General features: G+C 74.2%; 10 protein-coding genes and 1 pseudogene. 8 read left to right on the forward strand and 3 right to left on the reverse strand.

Annotation, left to right across the window (positions count from 1 at the left end; all coding sequences use genetic code 11):
* From GTW67_RS01160 to moeZ, 5 genes and pseudogenes are all read left to right on the forward strand, one after another.
* Positions 1-221: pseudogene (locus GTW67_RS01160) on the forward strand (transferase); the annotation flags it as partial.
* Positions 218-1,474 (forward strand): hypothetical protein, encoded by a 1,257-nt coding sequence (locus GTW67_RS01165; RefSeq protein ID WP_161162926.1) that lies wholly within the window; start codon positions 218-220, stop codon positions 1,472-1,474. The pseudogene GTW67_RS01160 and the gene GTW67_RS01165, both read left to right, overlap by 4 nt.
* A 106-nt stretch (positions 1,475-1,580) precedes the next feature.
* Positions 1,581-2,642: an SDR family oxidoreductase gene (locus tag GTW67_RS01170; RefSeq protein ID WP_161162927.1), complete on the forward strand. Its 1,062-nt coding sequence runs from the start codon at positions 1,581-1,583 to the stop codon at positions 2,640-2,642.
* Entirely contained in the window at positions 2,630-3,379 is a 750-nt protein-coding gene (locus GTW67_RS01175; RefSeq protein ID WP_161162928.1) for a spherulation-specific family 4 protein, read from the forward strand. The genes GTW67_RS01170 and GTW67_RS01175 overlap by 13 nt, the downstream gene beginning before the upstream one ends.
* 63 nt (positions 3,380-3,442) lie before the next feature.
* Positions 3,443-4,621: an adenylyltransferase/sulfurtransferase MoeZ gene (gene moeZ / locus GTW67_RS01180; protein ID WP_161162929.1), complete on the forward strand. Its 1,179-nt coding sequence runs from the start codon at positions 3,443-3,445 to the stop codon at positions 4,619-4,621.
* A gap of 83 nt (positions 4,622-4,704) precedes the next feature.
* Here moeZ and GTW67_RS01185 read toward each other — a convergent pair whose 3' ends face one another.
* From GTW67_RS01185 to GTW67_RS01195, 3 genes are all read right to left on the reverse strand, one after another.
* Positions 4,705-6,246, reverse strand: coding sequence for an alpha/beta hydrolase (locus GTW67_RS01185; RefSeq protein ID WP_161162930.1), 1,542 nt, complete (start codon positions 6,244-6,246; stop codon positions 4,705-4,707).
* 140 nt (positions 6,247-6,386) lie between these two features.
* The gene (locus GTW67_RS01190; RefSeq protein ID WP_161162931.1) at positions 6,387-7,934 is read right to left on the reverse strand and encodes an alpha/beta hydrolase; all 1,548 of its coding nucleotides are present in this window, start codon (positions 7,932-7,934) and stop codon (positions 6,387-6,389) included.
* A gap of 263 nt (positions 7,935-8,197) precedes the next feature.
* Positions 8,198-10,969: a lysylphosphatidylglycerol synthase transmembrane domain-containing protein gene (locus GTW67_RS01195; protein ID WP_161162932.1), complete on the reverse strand. Its 2,772-nt coding sequence runs from the start codon at positions 10,967-10,969 to the stop codon at positions 8,198-8,200.
* A gap of 185 nt (positions 10,970-11,154) precedes the next feature.
* Between GTW67_RS01195 and GTW67_RS01200 the strand changes: the two genes are divergently transcribed.
* The 3 genes from GTW67_RS01200 to GTW67_RS01210 all read left to right on the forward strand — a co-directional run.
* Positions 11,155-11,541, forward strand: coding sequence for an MGMT family protein (locus tag GTW67_RS01200; RefSeq protein ID WP_275940282.1), 387 nt, complete (start codon positions 11,155-11,157; stop codon positions 11,539-11,541).
* Positions 11,542-11,807: 266 nt separating this feature from the next.
* A complete protein-coding gene (locus tag GTW67_RS01205; RefSeq protein ID WP_346010528.1) occupies positions 11,808-15,506 on the forward strand; it encodes a UvrD-helicase domain-containing protein in 3,699 nt (1,232 codons plus the stop codon).
* Between the two features lie 148 nt (positions 15,507-15,654).
* Positions 15,655-17,859: UvrD-helicase domain-containing protein (locus tag GTW67_RS01210; protein WP_161162935.1), on the forward strand; the 2,205-nt coding region annotated here is incomplete at its 3' end.

Below are 17,859 nucleotides of genomic sequence, written 5' to 3' on the forward strand. Positions count from 1 at the left end.
TACCGATCCGCCGCGTCGTCCTCGACGAGACCGGGGAGCCCCTGCCGTTCGCCGTGCCCGCCGAGGCACAGGTCACCGGCCGCTGGACCGGCCCCGCCGGCCGGGTCGTGGCCCGGGGCGGCCCCGGCTGGGCGACGGACACCCCCGTCCGCGCCACGACCACCGCGTCCACGGCAGAGGCCCCCATGACCACGGCTTCCACCACCGAGGGGGCCCGATGAGCGGCCTGGGCGAACTGGACCGTCCCGAGACCCCGAGCAGCCCCGGCGCCTGGGACGAGCGCTCGCGGGAGTGTCTGGATGAGGACAGACCCGGGGCGGGAACACCCGCCGGGGGCCGGCCGGGCGCGGAACGCACCGAAGGAACGGCCCCGGAGGGCAGGCGTCCTGCCCCCGCCGCCCGTCGCGGCGCCGACCCCGTCAAGACCCTGATGCACCGTCACCGCGACCTCTGCGAACGGGCCGTGGACCCCCTGGAGATCGCGGCCGGGCTGGAGGCGCACGGCGTCACCGACCGGACCGCGGCCCGCTTCCGCCACCGGGACGTCTTCTCCCTCGCCGAGGAGATGTTCGCCCGCGTCCCGCGCGACGGAGAGGCGGCCACGGGCCCCGCCGCCCCGCCGGAGCCCCGGCTGCGCGGCACCCGGATCGTCCTCACCCTGCTGCCCGGGGTGCTGTGTGCCGCCGCCGTGGCCGGCCTGCGCCTCACCGACGGACGGTCGCGGCTGACCGTGGCCGTCGTCGCCGCCCTCGCGGTGACCCTGGCCCTGCGCGCCGCGCTGCGCCGAGGCCCGCTGAGCGCCGGTACCGAAACCGGCTCCGCCTCCGTCTGCTGGCTCGTCGGCTACGCCCTCCTCGGCGACGGCCTGCTCGGCAACGCCCTCACCGGAGGCCCCGACGGCCTGCCCGACGGCACCGCGCACGGCCCCTGGCCCGTCACCGCCGCCCCCGTCGTCGCCCTCGCCCTGGCCTGCGCGCCCGCCGCCGGGAGCGCCCACCTCTTCGCCGTCGGGGCCCGCCGCAAACTCGCCGCCAGCCGCGGACTGACGGACTTCTCCGCCTCCGTACGCCCGCTGCTGTTCGGCGCGTTCGCCCTGTTCCTGGGCGCCCTCACGGCCCTGCTCGCGCTGACCGGCGCGGTCCTCGGCGAGCCGGCCGCCTACCCCCAGGCGCTCACCCTCGGCGCGCTCCTGCTGCCGGCCCGGCTCCTCGCCGTCCACGGCTTCACCCACGCCGCCAGGCTCGTCCTCGCCGCCGCGGCCGCGGCCGAGGCGACCGCCGTCGCCACGCTCTTCGCCGGCCGCCTCCCCGGCTGCGACCTCCTCGCCGCGCCCGTGGAGGCCCTGGTGGCCGCCTGGGGCCCGGCCGGCGTCCCGGCGACGGCCTGCGGCATCGGCGCCCTGGTCCTCCTCGGCCACGCGACCCGCCGCCTCACCAGGGCGTCCGCCCACGCACCCACGGAGCGGCCGCGATGACCGCGCGCTCCGGACGACCCCCCACACACGTCCCGCCCCACCCCTTCTAAGGAGACCCCCAGATGACCACCTCCCGACCGCACGCCACGGCCCCGGGAGCCGCGCGATGAGAGTCCTGCTGATCGGAGCCAACGGCTACCTCGGCCGGTTCGTCGCCGACCGTCTGCTCGCCGACCCGGCCGTCCAGCTCACCGCCCTCGGCCGCGGCGACGACGCCGACGTCCGCTTCGACCTCGCCACCGGCAGCCCCGGCGCCCTCACCCGCTTCCTCGACGCGGTCCACCCCGGTGTCGTCGTCAACTGCGCCGGCGCCACCCGGGGCGGCGCCCGCGAGCTCACCCGCCACAACACCGTCGCCGTCGCCACCGTCTGCGAGGCCCTGCGCCGCAGCGGCTGCGGCGCCCGCCTGGTGCAGATCGGGTGCAGCTCCGAGTACGGGCCCAGCCAGCCCGGCTCGTCCACCGCGGAGGACGCCGTGCCCCGGCCCGGCGGCCCCTACGGCGTCAGCAAACTCGCCGCCACGGAACTGGTCCTCGGCTCCGGCCTGGACGCCGTCGTCCTGCGCGTCTTCTCACCCGCCGGCCCCGGCACCCCCGCCGGCTCCCCGCTGGGCCGCCTCGCCGAGGCGATGCGCCGCGCCATGCAGTCCGGCGACGGCGAGCTCAGGCTCGGCGGCCTCGGCGCCCAGCGCGACTTCGTCGACGTCCGCGACGTGGCGCGTGCCGTCCACGCCGCCTCGCTCTCCGCCGCCCAGGGCGTCATCAACATCGGCTCCGGCCGCGCCGTCCGCCTGCGCGACGCCGCCGCCACCCTCGCCCGCGTGGCCGGCTACGGCGGTTCCCTGCACGAACTCGACGCACCGCCCGGCGCGCTGCGGCCCGTCATCGGCCACCCCCGCACCGAATCCCTCGGCCACCGCGTCGAGGCCCTGGCCCACCACCGCTCCGAGTCCCTCGGCCACCACCGCCCGGACTCCCCGGTGCTCCGCGGCGACCACCGCGCCGACCCCGAGCACGCGGCGCCGGTGGCCCACCCCTACCCCGACGGCTGCGGCGGCTGGCAGCAGGCCGATGTGCGCACCGCGCGCGACCGGCTCGGCTGGCGGCCCCGGATCAACCTGGAAGAGTCCCTCGCCGACATCTGGATGGAGGCGGCATGCCGTATCTGACCAGTGCGCAGACGGGCACCGCGAGCACCGGCGTCCGCACCGGCCTCGGTGTCCCCGGCCTCGCCCACCCCCTCCTCGCGGCCGACGAATGGGCCGGCCTCACCAGCCCCGGCACGCCCCTGCACTGGGTCGTCCTCAACGTCGCCGACGGCCCCGGCGCCCAGCCCGACCCGCACTGCCTGGAGGCTTCCGGCCGGCTGCGCAACGCGGGCGTCCGCGTCCTCGGCCACCTCGACGCCGCGTACGGGGCCCGCAGCTTCGGGGAACTGATCTCCGACGCCCACCGGTATCTCGACTGGTACCAGGCCGACGGCTTCCTCCTCGACCGCTGCCCCGCCGAACGGGCCGCGCTCCCCGAGGTCCGCCGCACGGTCGGCACGCTCCGCGTCATCCGCGACGACGCCCACATCGTCCTCGGCCACGGCACCCACCCCTACCCCGGCTACGCCGAGAACGCCGACCAGCTCGTCACCTTCTGCGGCGCCTGGAGCGACTACCGCTGGTCGCAGGCGGCCGAGTGGAGCGCCGACTACCCGCCCGAGCGCTTCTGCCACTTCGTTCACGGCGTCCCGCGCGGGCACCTGGAGGAGGCGCTGCGCATCGCGCGCTGGCAGGGCGCCGCCACGATCTACTTCACCGACCGCACGAGCCGGTCCGGGCGCGTGGACCCCTGGGAGGCGATGCCCGGCTACTGGGACGAAATCGTCTCGCGCATCGGGACAGGTGTCTCGGAATGAAAAAGGCCGTGGCAGTGTTACGGGAAGAACACCCGTAATGATTGACCGACCAACGGAGTCCCCGTGTCGCTGCCACCCCTGGTCGAGCCGGCTGCCGAGCTCACCGTAGACGAGGTCCGCAGGTACTCCCGCCACCTGATCATCCCCGACGTAGGGATGGACGGGCAGAAGCGGCTGAAGAACGCCAAGGTGCTCGCCGTGGGCGCGGGCGGCCTCGGTTCGCCGACCCTGATGTACCTCGCGGCGGCCGGTGTCGGCACGCTGGGCATCGTGGAGTTCGACGAGGTCGACGAGTCGAACCTGCAGCGTCAGGTCATCCACAGCCAGGCCGACATCGGCCGTTCCAAGGCGGAGTCCGCCCGCGACACCATCAAGGGCATCAACCCGTACGTGGACGTGGTCCTTCACGAGGAGCGGCTCGAGGCCGACAACGTGATGGACATCTTCAGCCAGTACGACCTGATCGTCGACGGTACGGACAACTTCGCGACCCGCTACCTGGTCAACGACGCCTGTGTACTGCTGAACAAGCCCTATGTCTGGGGCTCGATCTACCGCTTCGACGGCCAGGCGTCCGTCTTCTGGTCCGAGCACGGCCCCTGCTACCGCTGCCTCTACCCGGAGCCCCCGCCCCCCGGCATGGTCCCCTCCTGCGCCGAGGGCGGCGTCCTGGGCGTGCTGTGCGCGTCCATCGGCTCCATCCAGACCAACGAGGCCATCAAGCTCCTCGCGGGCATCGGCGAGCCGCTGGTCGGCCGCCTGATGATCTACGACGCCCTGGAGATGCAGTACCGCCAGGTCAAGGTCCGCAAGGACCCGGACTGCGCGGTCTGCGGCGAGAACCCGACCGTCACCGAGCTCATCGACTACGAGGCCTTCTGCGGCGTCGTGTCCGAGGAGGCCCAGGCGGCGGCCGCCGACTCCACGATCACTCCCAAGCAGCTCAAGGAGTGGATCGACGACGGTGAGAACATCGAGCTCATCGACGTCCGCGAGCCGAACGAGTTCGAGATCGTCTCCATCCCGGGCGCCCGGCTGATCCCGAAGAACGAGTTCCTCATGGGCTCCGCCCTGGAGAGCCTCCCGCAGGACAAGAAGATCGTCTTGAACTGCAAGACGGGTGTCCGCAGTGCGGAAGTCCTGGCGGTCCTGAAGTCCGCCGGCTTCTCGGACGCCGTCCACGTCGGCGGCGGCGTGATCGGCTGGGTCAACCAGATCGAACCGGCGAAGCCGGTGTACTGACCACTGGTCCCGCTCACCGGCGAGACCGACGAAGCCCACGGCTCTGACCAGCTCAGAGGAGCCGTGGGCTTTCGCCGTCCGCGTCAGGAGCAGACCTTGCCGTCCTTCGGGACCGTGCCCTTCAGCAGGTAGCTGTCGACCGTGGAGTCGACGCAGTCGCTGCCGCTGCCGTAGGCCCCGTGGCCCTCGCCCTTCCAGGTGAGGACCACGCCGACGTCCTTGCCCAGTTCGTCGGCCATCCTGCGGGCGCCCTCATAGGGGGTGGCCGGGTCGCCGGTGTTGCCGACCACGAGGATCGGCGCCGCGCCGGGGGCGCTCACCTCCGGGGTGTCGTGCTGTCCGGGCACCGGCCAGTCGTGGCACCAGCCGGCCGTGTCCCAGCCGAGGAAGGGGCCGAAGACGGGGGAGATCTTCTCGAAGGCCGGCAGACGCCGCTTCGTCTCCTCCGCCGTCGGGCGCTGCTTGCCGTCCAGGCACGATATGACCCGCTGCGAGTGGGTCGTCGTGCCGTAGCGCCCCGAGGCGTCGCGCTCGTTGTAGCCGTCGGCGAGGGCCAGCAGCTGGGAGCCGTCGCCGTCCTGGGCCGCGGCCAGCGCGTTCGTCAGGGCCGGCCAGCCGTCCTTGCTGTAGAGCGGCAGCACGATGCCGGTGATCGCCAGCGACTGCGTCAGCTTGCGTCCCTCGGACGACGTCGGCAGCGGTTCGGCGTCGATCCGCTTCAGCAGAGCGGCGATCTCCCGCGTGCCCTGCTCGGGGTCCTTCCCCGTGGACTTCAGATAGTCGTCCAGCGCCCGCTGGAAGCCGCGCGTCTGGTTCTCCGCGTGGCCCATGGTGTCGGCGCTCGGGTCCACGACCGCGTCGAGGACGATCCGCCCCACGTGCTCCGGGAACAGGTGGGCGTAGACGCCGCCGAGTTCGGTGCCGTAGGAGATGCCGAAGTAGTGCATCTTCTCGTCGCCCAGCACATGCCGCATCAGGTCCATGTCGCGGGCGGTGTCCGCGGTCGAGACGTGCGCCATCAGCTTGCCGGCGGCCTTCTCGCAGCCCTTGCCGAAGTCGGCGGCGTCCTTGAAGAAGGCCTGCTCCTCGGCCGGGGTGTCCGGCGTCGCGTCCACCGACTCGGCGTCCTCGATCGCCTCGTCGTCGCGGCACCGGACGCCCTCGCTGCCGGCCACCCCGCGCGGGTCCCAGCTCACCAGGTCGTACCGCTCGTGCAGGCCGGAGACCGTGTCGGCGTAGGACGGCATCATGGACACGCCCGAGCCGCCCGGTCCGCCGAAGTTGAACAGCAGGGAGCCCGCGCGCCCGTCGCTGCTCGCCTTGGACCTGATCAGGGCGAGGTCTATCGTCTCGCCGTCCGGCTCGGCCCAGTCGAGCGGCGCCTTGAGCGTGGCGCACTGCCAGTCGCCGCCCGGCGCGGGCGCGTCCGCCGTGGCCTTGCAGCGGCCCCAGTCGAGGGTCTGCGAGGCCAGCGACGCGGGCACTCCGGAGGGTGCCGCCGCGGACGGCCGCGCGCTGCTCGTGTCCTCGTCGCCCCGGTCGTCGCCGGACGAGCCGCCGCCGCAGCCCGCGGTCAGCAGTGCGGCGGCGGCGGTCAGAGCCGTCCACCGTGCGAGCCGTGCCATGGCAATCCCCCCTCGCTGGCCGTCCGCTCCGTGCGGCGGATGGCGTTCGTGCCATCGTAGGCGCAGGGCAAGTGGGCCCGCCGAGCCCTGTGGAAAACGCTGTGACCTGCGGGTTCGGGGCAGGGTGCTCGGATCGGAGGTCAGGAGCAGACGGTGCCGGCCGCCGGCACCTTCCCGTCCAGCAGATAGCCGTGCACCGCGTCCTGCACGCACTTGTTCTTGCTGTCGTACGCCCCGTGCCCCTGCCCCTTGTACGTGAGCTCCACGCCGACGCCCTTGCCCAGGGCGGCCGCCATCCTCCCCGCGCCCTCGTAGGGCGTCGCCGGGTCTCCGGTGTTGCCGATCACCAGGACCGGCGCCGCACCGGGCGCGCTGACGTCCGGGTGGTCGGCCGCGCCGGCCACCGGCCAGTCGGTGCAGCTGACCATGGACCAGGCGAGGTAGTCGCCGAACAGCGGGGAGGCCTTGCGGAACTCGGGCAGCCGCTTCTCCACGAACGCGGCGTCGTACCGGGGCTTGTCGTCGGCGCAGTTGATGGAGACGTTCGCCGCGGTGATGTTGCTGTACTCGCCGTTCTCGCTCCGCCCGTTCAGCGAGTCCGACAGCACCATGAGGGTCCTGCCGTCGCCGTCGTAGGCCTGCTCCAGGCCCTCGGTGAGGTACTCCCAGAAGTCCTTCGAGTACAGCGCCTGGGCGATACCGCCGGTCGCGGCGGTCTGGGTGAGGTCGCGCGGGAAGATGCCGGGGATCGGCTTGCGGTCGAGGTCCTTCAGCAGCCGTGCGATGCGGTTCTCGACGTCCTGGACGCTGTCGCCGACCGGGCAGTCCTCGACCTTGGACACGCAGTCCTCGGCGTAGTTGCCGAGGGCCAGCTGGAAGCCCTTCGCCTGCCCGAGCGAGCTCTGCTCGGCGTTCTGCGTCGGGTCGACGACGGCGTCGAAGACGGCCCTGCCCAGCTTCTTCGGGAACAGGTGGGCGTAGACGCCGCCGAGTTCGGTGCCGTAGGAGATGCCGAAGTAGTACAGCCTGTCGTCGCCGAGGACCTGGCGCATCAGGTCCATGTCGCGGGCCGCGTCGGTGGTGGCGACGTGCGGCAGCATCTTCTTCGAGTGCTTCTCGCAGGCCGCGTTGAAGTTCTCGGTGTTGTCCAGCAGCTTCCTGCGCTCGGCCGCGTCGTCGGGGGTGGCGTCCTGCTGGAAGTAGGCGTCGAGCTGCTCGTCGTCCAGGCACTCCACGGGGGCGCTGCGGCCGACGCCGCGCGGGTCGAAGCTGACCAGGTCGTAGCGGGTGCGCAGCTTCGCGTAGTCCTGGCCGAAGGCGGGCAGGGTGGTGACGCCCGATCCGCCGGGGCCGCCGAAGTTGAAGACCAGCGAGCCGATCCGCCGGTCCGCCGCGCCGCCGGCCTTCGCCCGGATCAGCGCCAGGCCGATCGTGTCGCCCTCGGGGTCGTCCCAGTCGCGCGGGGCCTTCATGGTGGCGCACTGCCAGTCGCCGCCGCCCGGCAGCGGGGAGGGCGCGGGACCGCCGCCCTCGGCCTGGGACGGTGCCGGGCAGTCCTTCCAGGCGAGCTTCTGGGCCGTCAGGTCCCCGTCGTCCTGCGGACCGTCGCCGCAGCCCGCGAGGAGGGCGGACAGCAGGACGGCGGTGGCGGTGAGGGCGGCGGCGCGCAGCCGGGCGGGAATCGGCATGCCCCCATCGTGCGGCCGGGCGGGTCAGGACGCCCGGGGCGCGAGGCGTATGAGGTACGGGCGGCCCGGGGCGCGAGGTACGAGATGGGAGCGGGCCCGGGGTGCGCGGCGTACGAGGTACGGGATGTGCGGCGTACGAGATGCGGGCGGCCCGGGGCGTGAGGTGTACGGGCAGGGCCCCGGAGCCGCGGCGTCGGGCCACGGGGTGCGTCCGGGGCGTGCGCGTGCGAGGTACCGGGTCGGCGCGGGGCCCTGGAGGGGCCCTACAGGGCTCCCTTCCGGGACAGGTGGTTGAAGGCCAGCCAGCCCGGCAGCACCGGCAGCCACAGGGTGAGCAGCCGGAACAGCAGCACCGCCGGCGCGGCGACCTCCTTGGGCAGGCCGACGGCGATCAGACCGACCGTCAGGGTCGCCTCCACCGCGCCGACACCGCCCGGCGTGGGCGCCGCGGAGCCCAGCGCGTTGCCCGCGAGGAAGACGACGGCGACACTCGCCAGGCTGATCGACGACGACTCGTCGCCGAAGGCCCGGATCGAGGCGTCCAGGCACATCACGAAGCAGGCGGTGAGCAGCAGCATCCCGCCGATGCCGGTGACCAGCTTCTGCGGCCGCTGGAGCACGTCCAGCATGCGCGGCACGACACCGGCGAACAGCGACCGCACGCGCGTGACGACGAACTTCCGCAGGAACGGCACCGACGTCACCACGAGCACGAGCACCGCCACCGTCAGCAGACCGGCGATGACCGTCCGGGACGGCGACAGCGAGGGTGTCTTCTCGGTGCCGGTCAGATAGCCGAAGGACAGCAGCATCAGGATGTGGCAGCCGAGCCCGAACAGCTGCGACGCGCCGACACTCGCCACCGCGAGCCCCGGCCGCACGCCCGCGCGCTGGAGGAACCGGGTGTTCAGCGCGACACCGCCGACCGCCGCCGGAGCGACGATCTTGACGAACGACCCGGCCACCTGCGCGGCCACGGTCCGTACGAAGGGCACCCGCTCCGGCACGAAGCCCAGCAGGGCCATCGCCGCGGCGACATAGCTCGCCGCCGAGAACAGCACGGCCGCGGCGACCCAGCCCCACTCGGCGTTCGCGATCAGCGGCCCGAACTCGATGTGCGTGAGCTGGGTCAGCAGGAAGTACGCGCCGATCGCGCCCGCGATGAAACTGATCAGCGTGCGGGGACGCACCCGCTCCAGGCGGGCCGGCTCGACCGGGGCCTGCGGCCTGATCCGCAGCACCGCGTGCCGGATCTGCGTGAGCAGGTCCTCCTCGCGGGCCTCCTCCAGCGCGTCGTCCAGGGCCCGCTTCTCGGCCCGCTGCTCCGCGCGTACGGCCTTCTTGTCGGGCTTGCCCGACGTGGCCGCCCCGTCGGCGCCGGCCGCCTCCGAGCGGGCCAGCTTCGCCTGCCGGGACGCCTCCAGCACCGCTTCCCGTTCGCGCTCGGCCCGCTCCCGGCCCAGCTTGCGCAGCGTCGCGCGGGTGGAGCGGCTGAGCGCGATGGGCTGGAGCATCGGCAGGCAGTCGGCCACGGCGTCGGGGCCGAGCACGCTCACGGCCGAGGCGACCGAGCGTTCGGCGCCCACCCGCAGGCCGAGCGTCACCAGGAGCTGGGAGATGTCCATGCGCAGCAGCAGGTCGCCGGCGGCGATCTCGCCGATGCGCAGCTCGGTGAGGATCACGGTGCCGGAACGATCCACCAGGATCGCGTCGCCCACCAGCCTGCGGTGCGCGATGCGCCGGGACTGGAGGGCCCGCACCTGCTCCCAGGTCTCGCGCAGCAGGTCGTCGGTGATCTCGTCGTCCGACAGCGAGTCGAGGGTGCGGCCGCCGGTGTGCTCGTAGACGAGCATCACGGCGTCGGGGCCGAGCTCGGACGTCGCGATCAGCTTGGGCGCGTTGGCGCCGGCCGCGATCGCCGCGTAGGCGAGCAGGGCCTCCTGCTCCAGCGCCTGCCGCAGCGAGGGGAGGCTGCTGCGGGTGGCGAAACCGCGCAGCGTCAGATTGCGCCACGCGCGGTAGAAGAAGCCCTGCGCCTGCTGCTCGCGGTCGACCACCGTCACGTCCAGCGGCCGGCCGTCCTCCAGCGTGACGAAGTAGCGCCGGCCCCGGTCGCCGGTCTCCGCGTTCTCCTGCGAAGCCTCCTCGCGGGCGGCGGTCACCGGGCGGAAGCCGACGGTCCGCAGGCCCGCCATGAGCGTCCGGCCGGTGGGGCGGGCGTTGGGGGAGCCGACCGCGTACAGCGTCCCGTAGGCCACGGTCCAGCCGATGAGGACGGTCAGGATGATCGAGAACGGCGTCGTGTAGCCGGTGACGAGCATGGAGAAGGCGTCGAGGAGCAGCACGATCCACAGCACCGCGCGCCAGCGGGGTCTGCGGGACATCCCGACGGCCGTCATGTAGGCGATCACCGGTGCGAGGTAGCCGTGCACGGGGTCGGTGAGCGCGTGGATGTCGCCCGGCGAGGGCTGGGTGAGCGCCTCCTGGATCGAACCGGGGGCCGCCTTGGCGACCCACAGGTCCGTGGCGAGCGTCACCCCGTGCGCGAGGACCGCCGCGAGCACGCCGTCGGCGATCCGCAGCCCGTCCCGTTTGATCAGCCGCTCGACGGCGAACGCGACCGGCACCAGCAGGATCGCGATGCTGGAGGCCAGTCCCGCGACCTTGATCAGCAGGTCGGGGGCCTGCCCGGTGCCCTTGTTGATGTCCTGTTCGAGACCCGAGGTGGTGCCGTGCGCGAAGGCGGCGACGGCCAGCAGCACGACGACCGCGAGCACGCCCACCAGCAGCCGCATCAGGTCGGACGGGCGGTGCACGCGCGCGGGGAGGAGCGGTTCGTCGCCCTCCACCTCGTCGATGTGCGCCACGTCCTCCGGGTCGGCGGCCGTCGCCGACGGACCGTCGGCGGACTTCTCGTCCCCGGTGGTCCTCTCGTCACTCCCGGCGGACTTCTCGTCGCCGGTGGCCGCGTCCGGGCGCGACGAAGCGTCAGAGGTGCCCTCGGCGTCCTCGGGGTGCACACCCTGCTGCTTCATCGCCTCTTCTTGCTCTCGTATCACTGGTCACCGACCGCACGATGGTGGCATGCCGGACCGACAGCCGGGGGCATCAGGGTGCCCGTGCGGGCGGCACAGTCTGCCCGAAGCGCCGCTCGCGGGCGAGGGACGCGCACCGTCGCGAGCGCGTCGCGTTGTCGGTGGCGTGGGGCAGGATGGGACGGATGAGCGAGCAGAGCCTTCCGGACGGCGTCCCTCCGGAGCACGCGGACGCGCTGCCCGAGTACGCCGAGCGGGTCCTCGATGTCGCCGAACTGGTTCCGCCGGGCCGCGTCATGACGTACGGGGACATCGCGGAGTACCTGGAGGAGGGCGGGCCCCGGCAGGTCGGCCGCGTGATGTCCCTCTACGGGGGCGGCGTCTGCTGGTGGCGGATCGTCCGCGCCGACGGCGTCCTGCTCGCCGGACACGAACTGGAGGCGCTCGGCCACTACCGGGCGGAGGGCACGCCCCTGAAGGAGGCGAGCAGAGCCGCCGAGGGCCACCTGCCGCGCATCGATCTGAGACGGGCGCGGTGGGACGGCGGCGAACGCGCGCAGGGTCACACCTGACAGCTTCCGCCATCGGACGGGCCCGTGTGTGACCTGTGATCCGTATGAGGGAAACAGGGCAGATCGGACACCTTTGCGGCATGACGTACGTTCGAGGGGCGGGGGACACCCGCGCCGCGAGTGACCAGGGGGATGAAGGGGAAGCCCTGCTTCCGCCGTACTCGTCGGCGTAGCGTCGGCCGCGCGCGTCCCCCTCATACGGCGGGCACCGCCGTCCCCGCAGGACGGACCGCACACCAGCACACCCACCAGGACCGGCGAACCACGTGAGCTCCTCTTCCTCCACCGGACGCCCGTCGCACCCCCAGGTGCGACGGGGGAGCGCCGGCGCCTACCGACTGGTGCGTACCCCGCCGGAGCGGTCGGCTCCCCCTCGTCTGGACGCCGCGCAGCGTGCCGTGGTTGACCACAGGACCGGGCCGCTGCTCGTCCTCGCCGGTCCGGGCACCGGCAAGACCACCACCCTGGTCGAGTCCGTCGCGGACCGCGTCGCCCGCGGCGGCGACCCCGAGCGGATCCTCGTCCTGACCTTCAGCCGCAAGGCGGCCGTCGAGCTGCGCGACCGGATGGCCCTGCGCATGGGCGCCGCGCGCGCCCCCCGGGCGACGACCTTCCACTCCTTCGGCTACGCCCTGGTCCGCGCCCACCAGGACAGCGAACTGTTCGTGGAGCCGCTGCGGCTGCTGTCCGGCCCGGAGCAGGACGTGGCGGTCCGTGAGCTGCTGGCCGGGCAGACGGACCTGGAGCGGCTCGGCCTGGCGCACGTGCGCTGGCCCGACGAGCTGCGCGCCTGCCTGACCACCCGCGGCTTCGCCGACGAGGTCCGCGCGGTCCTCGCCCGCAGCCGCGAGCTGGGCCTCGGCCCGGACTCCCTGGAGGCGTTCGCCCGGCGCATCGGCCGCCCCGACTGGCGGGCCGCCGCCGCCTTCCTCGCCGAGTACCTCGACGTCCTCGACATGCAGGGCGTCCTCGACTACGCCGAACTCGTCCACCGCGCGGTGCTGCTCGCCCGCCGCCCCGAGGTCGCCGCGCAGCTGGCCGCCCGGTACGACGCCGTGTACGTCGACGAGTACCAGGACACCGACCCGGCCCAGGTGCGGCTGCTGCACGCCCTCGCCGGGGGCGGGCGCACGCTCGTCGCCTTCGGCGACCCCGACCAGTCGATCTACACCTTCCGGGGCGCGGACGTGAACGGCATCCTGGACTTCCCGCACGCCTTCCCGCGCGCGGACGGCCGTCCGGCGCCGGTGGAGGTGCTGCGGACCTCGCGCCGTTCCGGGGCCGCGCTGCTGGCCGCCACCCGGCTGCTGACCCAGCGCATGCCGCTGACCCGGCTGCCGGCCGAGAAGGTCCGCGCCCACCGCGAGCTGGCCGCCGTACGGGACGGGGGGCGCGTCGAGGTGTACACGTACCCGACGTCCGGCACCGAGCTCGACAACATCGCCGACATCCTGCGCCGGGCCCACCTGGAGGACGGGGTCCCGTGGGGCGACATGGCCGTCCTCGTGCGCGCCGGCTCCCGCACGATCCCGGCGGTGCGCCGCGCCCTCACGGCGGCCGGGGTCCCGCTGGACGTCGACGGCGACGACGTGCCCCTGCGGCACGAACCGGCGGTGGCACCCCTGCTGACCGCCCTGCGCGCGGTGGCGACGGCGGTGGCGGAGACGGTGCCCTCCGGGGGGGGGCCCGAGGGAGGGGGCGGCTCGGGGGGCGTGCCCGGTGCCGTGTCCGGTGCCGGCGGTGTGTCCGGTACCGACAGTGTGTCCGGTGTCGTGTCCGGCTCCAGCGGTGTGTCCGATGCCGTGTCCGGCCCCGACGGTGTGTCCGGGGGCGAACCCGGATCCGATGCCGAGCCCGGTGCCGTGTCCGGCACCGAGGGTGTGGCCGGGACCGTGTCCGGCACCGACGGCCTGACCGGGACCCAGCCCGGCACCGATGCCGAGCGCCGCCCTGACGACGTACCCGAAACCGCGCCCGAGCCCGGCGCCGTACCCCGCCCCGACGACGGACCCGAAACCGCGCCCGACCCCGGCGACGCACTCCCCGCCGCCCCCGGGGAGGACCCGGCACCCGCCGCAAGCGCCTGGCTAGGTACCGAGACCGCGCTCACCCTGCTCACCTCCCCCCTCGCCGGCATGGACGCCGCCGACCTGCGCCGCCTCGGGCGCGCCCTGCGGGACGAGGAGCGTGCCGCCGGCAACCCGTTGCCGCCGCCCTCGGACGAGCTGCTCGCCCGCGCCCTCGCCGAGCCCGAGCGCCTCGCCGTGCACGACCCGGCGTACGCGCGTGGCGCACAGCGGCTCGGCGCGCTGCTCCGCAAGGCCCGTGAGCGCCTCGCCGGCGGCGGCAGCGCCGAGGAGGCGCTGTGGGACCTGTGGGAGGGCACCCCGTGGCCCACCCGTCTGGAGCGCTCGGCCCGGCGCGGCGGCGCCGCCGGACGCAACGCCGACCGCGACCTGGACGCCATGTGCGCCCTGTTCGCGACCGCGGCGCGCGCCGAGGAGCGCACCGGCGGACGCGGCGCCCTCAACTTCCTGGAGGAGATCGACGCCGAGGACATCGCCGCCGACACCCTCACGCGGCGTGCCGTGCGCCCCGACGCCGTCCGCCTGATGACCGCGCACCGCTCCAAGGGACTGGAGTGGCGGCTGGTCGTCGTCGCGGGCGTCCAGGAGGGCCTGTGGCCCGACCTGCGCCGCCGCGGCTCCCTGCTGGAGGCCGACCGGATCGGCCGCGACGGACTCGCCGAACCCCTCACGCCCGGCGCGCTGCTCGCCGAGGAGCGCCGCCTGTTCTACGTGGCCGCCACGCGCGCGCGTGACCGCCTCGTCGTGACCGCCGTGAAGGCACCCGCGGACGACGGCGACCAGCCCTCCCGGTTCCTGACCGAACTCGGCGTCGAGCCGGCCGACGTCACGGGCCGCCCGCGCCGGCCCCTCGCCGTCGCCGCGCTCGTCGCCGAGCTGCGCGCCACCACCGTCGACCCCCGCGTCTCCGGCCCCCTGCGCGAGGCCGCCGCCCGCCGCCTGGCCCGCCTCGCCGCGCTCGCCGACGAGGACGGCCGCCCCCTGGTGCCGTCCGCCCACCCCTACCGCTGGTGGGGCATGTGGGACCCGACCGAGAGCAAGGTGCCCCTGCGCGACCGCGACCAGCCCGTCACCCTCTCCGGCAGCGCCCTGGACCAGCTCGCCAACACGTGCGCCCTCCAGTGGTTCCTGGGCCGCGAGGTGAAGGCGGACGCCCCCGCCACCGCCGCGCAGGGCTTCGGCAACGTGGTGCACGTCCTCGCCGACGAGGTCGCCTCCGGGCGCACCCCGGCCGACCTCGACGTCCTCATGGAGCGGCTGGACTCGGTGTGGAACGCGCTCGCCTTCGACGCGCCGTGGAAGTCGGCGCAGGAGAAGGCCAACGCGCGCGTGGCGCTCGAACGCTTCCTGAAGTGGCACGTCATGGACCGCGCCGGGCGCACACCGGTGGCGAGCGAGCACGACTTCGACGTCACCCTGGACGCCGGTGACTACGAGGTCCGCATCCGCGGCCAGATGGACCGCGTCGAGGCCGACGGGGACGGGCGCGCGTACGTGGTCGACTTCAAGACCGGCAAGCAGGCGCCCACCGCCGCCGAGGTGGCCCGCCACCCGCAGCTCGCCGTGTACCAGCTCGCCGTCGGCGAGGGTGCGGTGGACGGGGCCTTCGACGGGGTGCGTCCCGAGCCGGGCGGCGCCGAACTCGTCCAGCTGCGCCAGGGCGCGGCCAAGCGGGACGGCGGCGAGACGCTGCCCAAGGTGCAGGCGCAGGACTCCCTGGCGGGCCCCGAGGGCCAGTGGGTCGGGGACCTGCTGGCCAAGGCCGCCGGCAAGGTCCTGGACGAACGGTTCACGCCCACCGCGGGCCAGCACTGCACGCACTGCGCCTTCCGCGCGTCGTGCAGCGCACGGCCCGAGGGACGGCAGGTCGTGGAGTAGCGGGGTCCGGGGGTCGGCCGCCCCCTGAGTACCCGCGAGTGCCGCGACCGGTGTGACCAGTCGCACCACCCGCGCTGACCTGCGCTTCTCCCCGCCCGCCCGCCGCATCCGGCATCCGCTGTCAGTGTCCGCCGCTAGCCTCTTCGACGTGCCCGCCCGTATCACCGATCCCGAGCAGCTCAAGGAGCTCCTCGGCATCCCCTTCACCCCGGAGCAGACGGCCTGCATCATCGCGCCGCCCGCCCCGCAGGTGATCGTGGCCGGAGCCGGGTCGGGCAAGACGACGGTGATGGCGGCGCGCGTGGTGTGGCTGGTCGGCACCGGCCAGGTCGCCCCCGAGCAGGTGCTCGGCCTCACCTTCACCAACAAGGCGGCCGGCGAGCTCGCCGAGCGCGTCCGCAAGGCCCTCGTCCGGGCCGGCGTCACCGACCCCGACGTCATCGACCCGGACAATCCGCCGGGCGAGCCGGTGATCTCCACGTACCACGCCTTCGCGGGCCGCCTGCTGACCGACCACGGCCTGCGTCTCGGCCTGGAGCCGACGTCCCGTCTGCTCGCCGACGCCACCCGCTACCAGCTTGCCGCGCGCGTGCTGCGCGAGGCGCCCGGGCCGTATCCGGCGCTCACCCGCTCCTTCGCCGACCTGGTCAGCGACCTCCTCGCCCTCGACGCCGAGCTCTCCGAACACCTCGTACGCCCGGAGGAGCTGCGCGCCTGGGACGCCGGCCTCCTGGCCTCCCTGGAGAGCGTCAAGCTCGGCAACGCCGATCTGCGCAAGGTCCCCGAGGCCGCCGCCGCCCGCCGGGAACTCGCCGACCTGGTGATCCGCTACCGGGCCGCCAAACGCGAACGGGACCTTCTCGACTTCGGCGACCAGATCGCCCTGTCCGCCCGGCTCGCCGGGCTGCCCGAGGTGGGCCGCGTCCTGCGCGACGAGTTCCGGGTCGTGCTGCTCGACGAGTACCAGGACACCTCGGTGGCCCAGCGCATCCTGCTGGCGGGCCTCTTCGGCGACGGCTCCGGCCACCCCGTGACCGCCGTCGGCGACCCCTGCCAGGCGATCTACGGCTGGCGGGGCGCCTCCGTCGCCAACCTCGACGACTTCCCCGAGCACTTCGCGCACGCCGACGGCCGCCCCGCCGCCCGGCAGGCGCTCAGCGAGAACCGCCGCAGCGGCGGCCGCCTCCTCGACCTCGCCAACGGCCTCGCCGAACCCCTGCGCGCCATGCACGCGGGCGTGGAGGCCCTGCGCCCCGCACCCGGCGCCGAGCGGGACGGCCTGGTCCGCTGCGCCCTGCTGCGCACGCACGCCGAGGAGATCGACTGGATCGCCGACTCCGTCGCCCACCTGGTCCGCACCGGCAAGGCGCCCGGCGAGATCGCCGTACTGTGCCGCACGGCGACCGACTTCGCGGAGATCCAGGGCGCGCTGGTGGCCCGCGACGTCCCCGTCGAGGTCGTCGGCCTGTCCGGGCTGCTGCACCTGCCCGAGGTGGCCGACCTGGTCGCCGTCTGCGAGGTCCTCCAGGACCCCGGCGCCAACGCCTCCCTGGTCCGCCTGCTCACCGGTCCGCGCTGGCGCATCGGCCCCCGCGACCTCGCCCTCCTGGGGCGGCGGGCCCGGCTCCTCGTGAGCCACGCGCGCGTGGACGGCGACGACGACCCCGACCGGCGGCTCGCCGAGGCCGTCGAGGGCGTCGACCCGTCCGAGGTGATCTCCCTCGCGGACGCCCTGGACACCTTCCTGGAGACGCCGCTGGACGGCACCGGGGACGACGACGGGCTGCCCTTCTCGCCGGACGCGCGCGTGCGGTTCGCCCGCCTGGCCGCCGAGCTGCGCGACCTGCGCCGGGCCCTGTCCGACCCCCTGATGGACGTCCTGCACCGCGTCCTCGCCACCACCGGTCTGGAGGTCGAGCTGTCGGCGTCCCCGCACGCCCTGGCCGCCCGCCGCCGCGAGACCCTGTCGAACTTCCTGGACGTCGCCGCCTCCTTCGCCGCAGGCGACGGCGAGGCCACCCTGCTCGCCTTCCTCGGTTTCCTGCGCACCGCCGCCCAGTACGAGAAGGGCCTCGACAACGCCCTGCCCGGAGGCGAGAACACCGTCAAGGTGCTCACCGCGCACAAGTCCAAGGGCCTGGAGTGGGACGTCGTCGCCGTCCCCGGGCTGGTCACCGGCACCTTCCCCAGCGGGCAGGGCCGCGAGAAGTGGACCGCGCAGGGCAAGGTGCTGCCGCACGGGCTGCGCGGCGACGCCGACACCCTGCCCGACGTCGGGTCCTGGGACTCGCGGGGCCTGAAGGGCTTCCACGAGGCCATGAAGGACCACCAGCACACCGAGGAGCTCCGCCTC

The sequence above is a fragment of the Streptomyces sp. SID5910 genome, assembly GCF_009862125.1.
Taxonomy (GTDB): domain Bacteria; phylum Actinomycetota; class Actinomycetes; order Streptomycetales; family Streptomycetaceae; genus Streptomyces.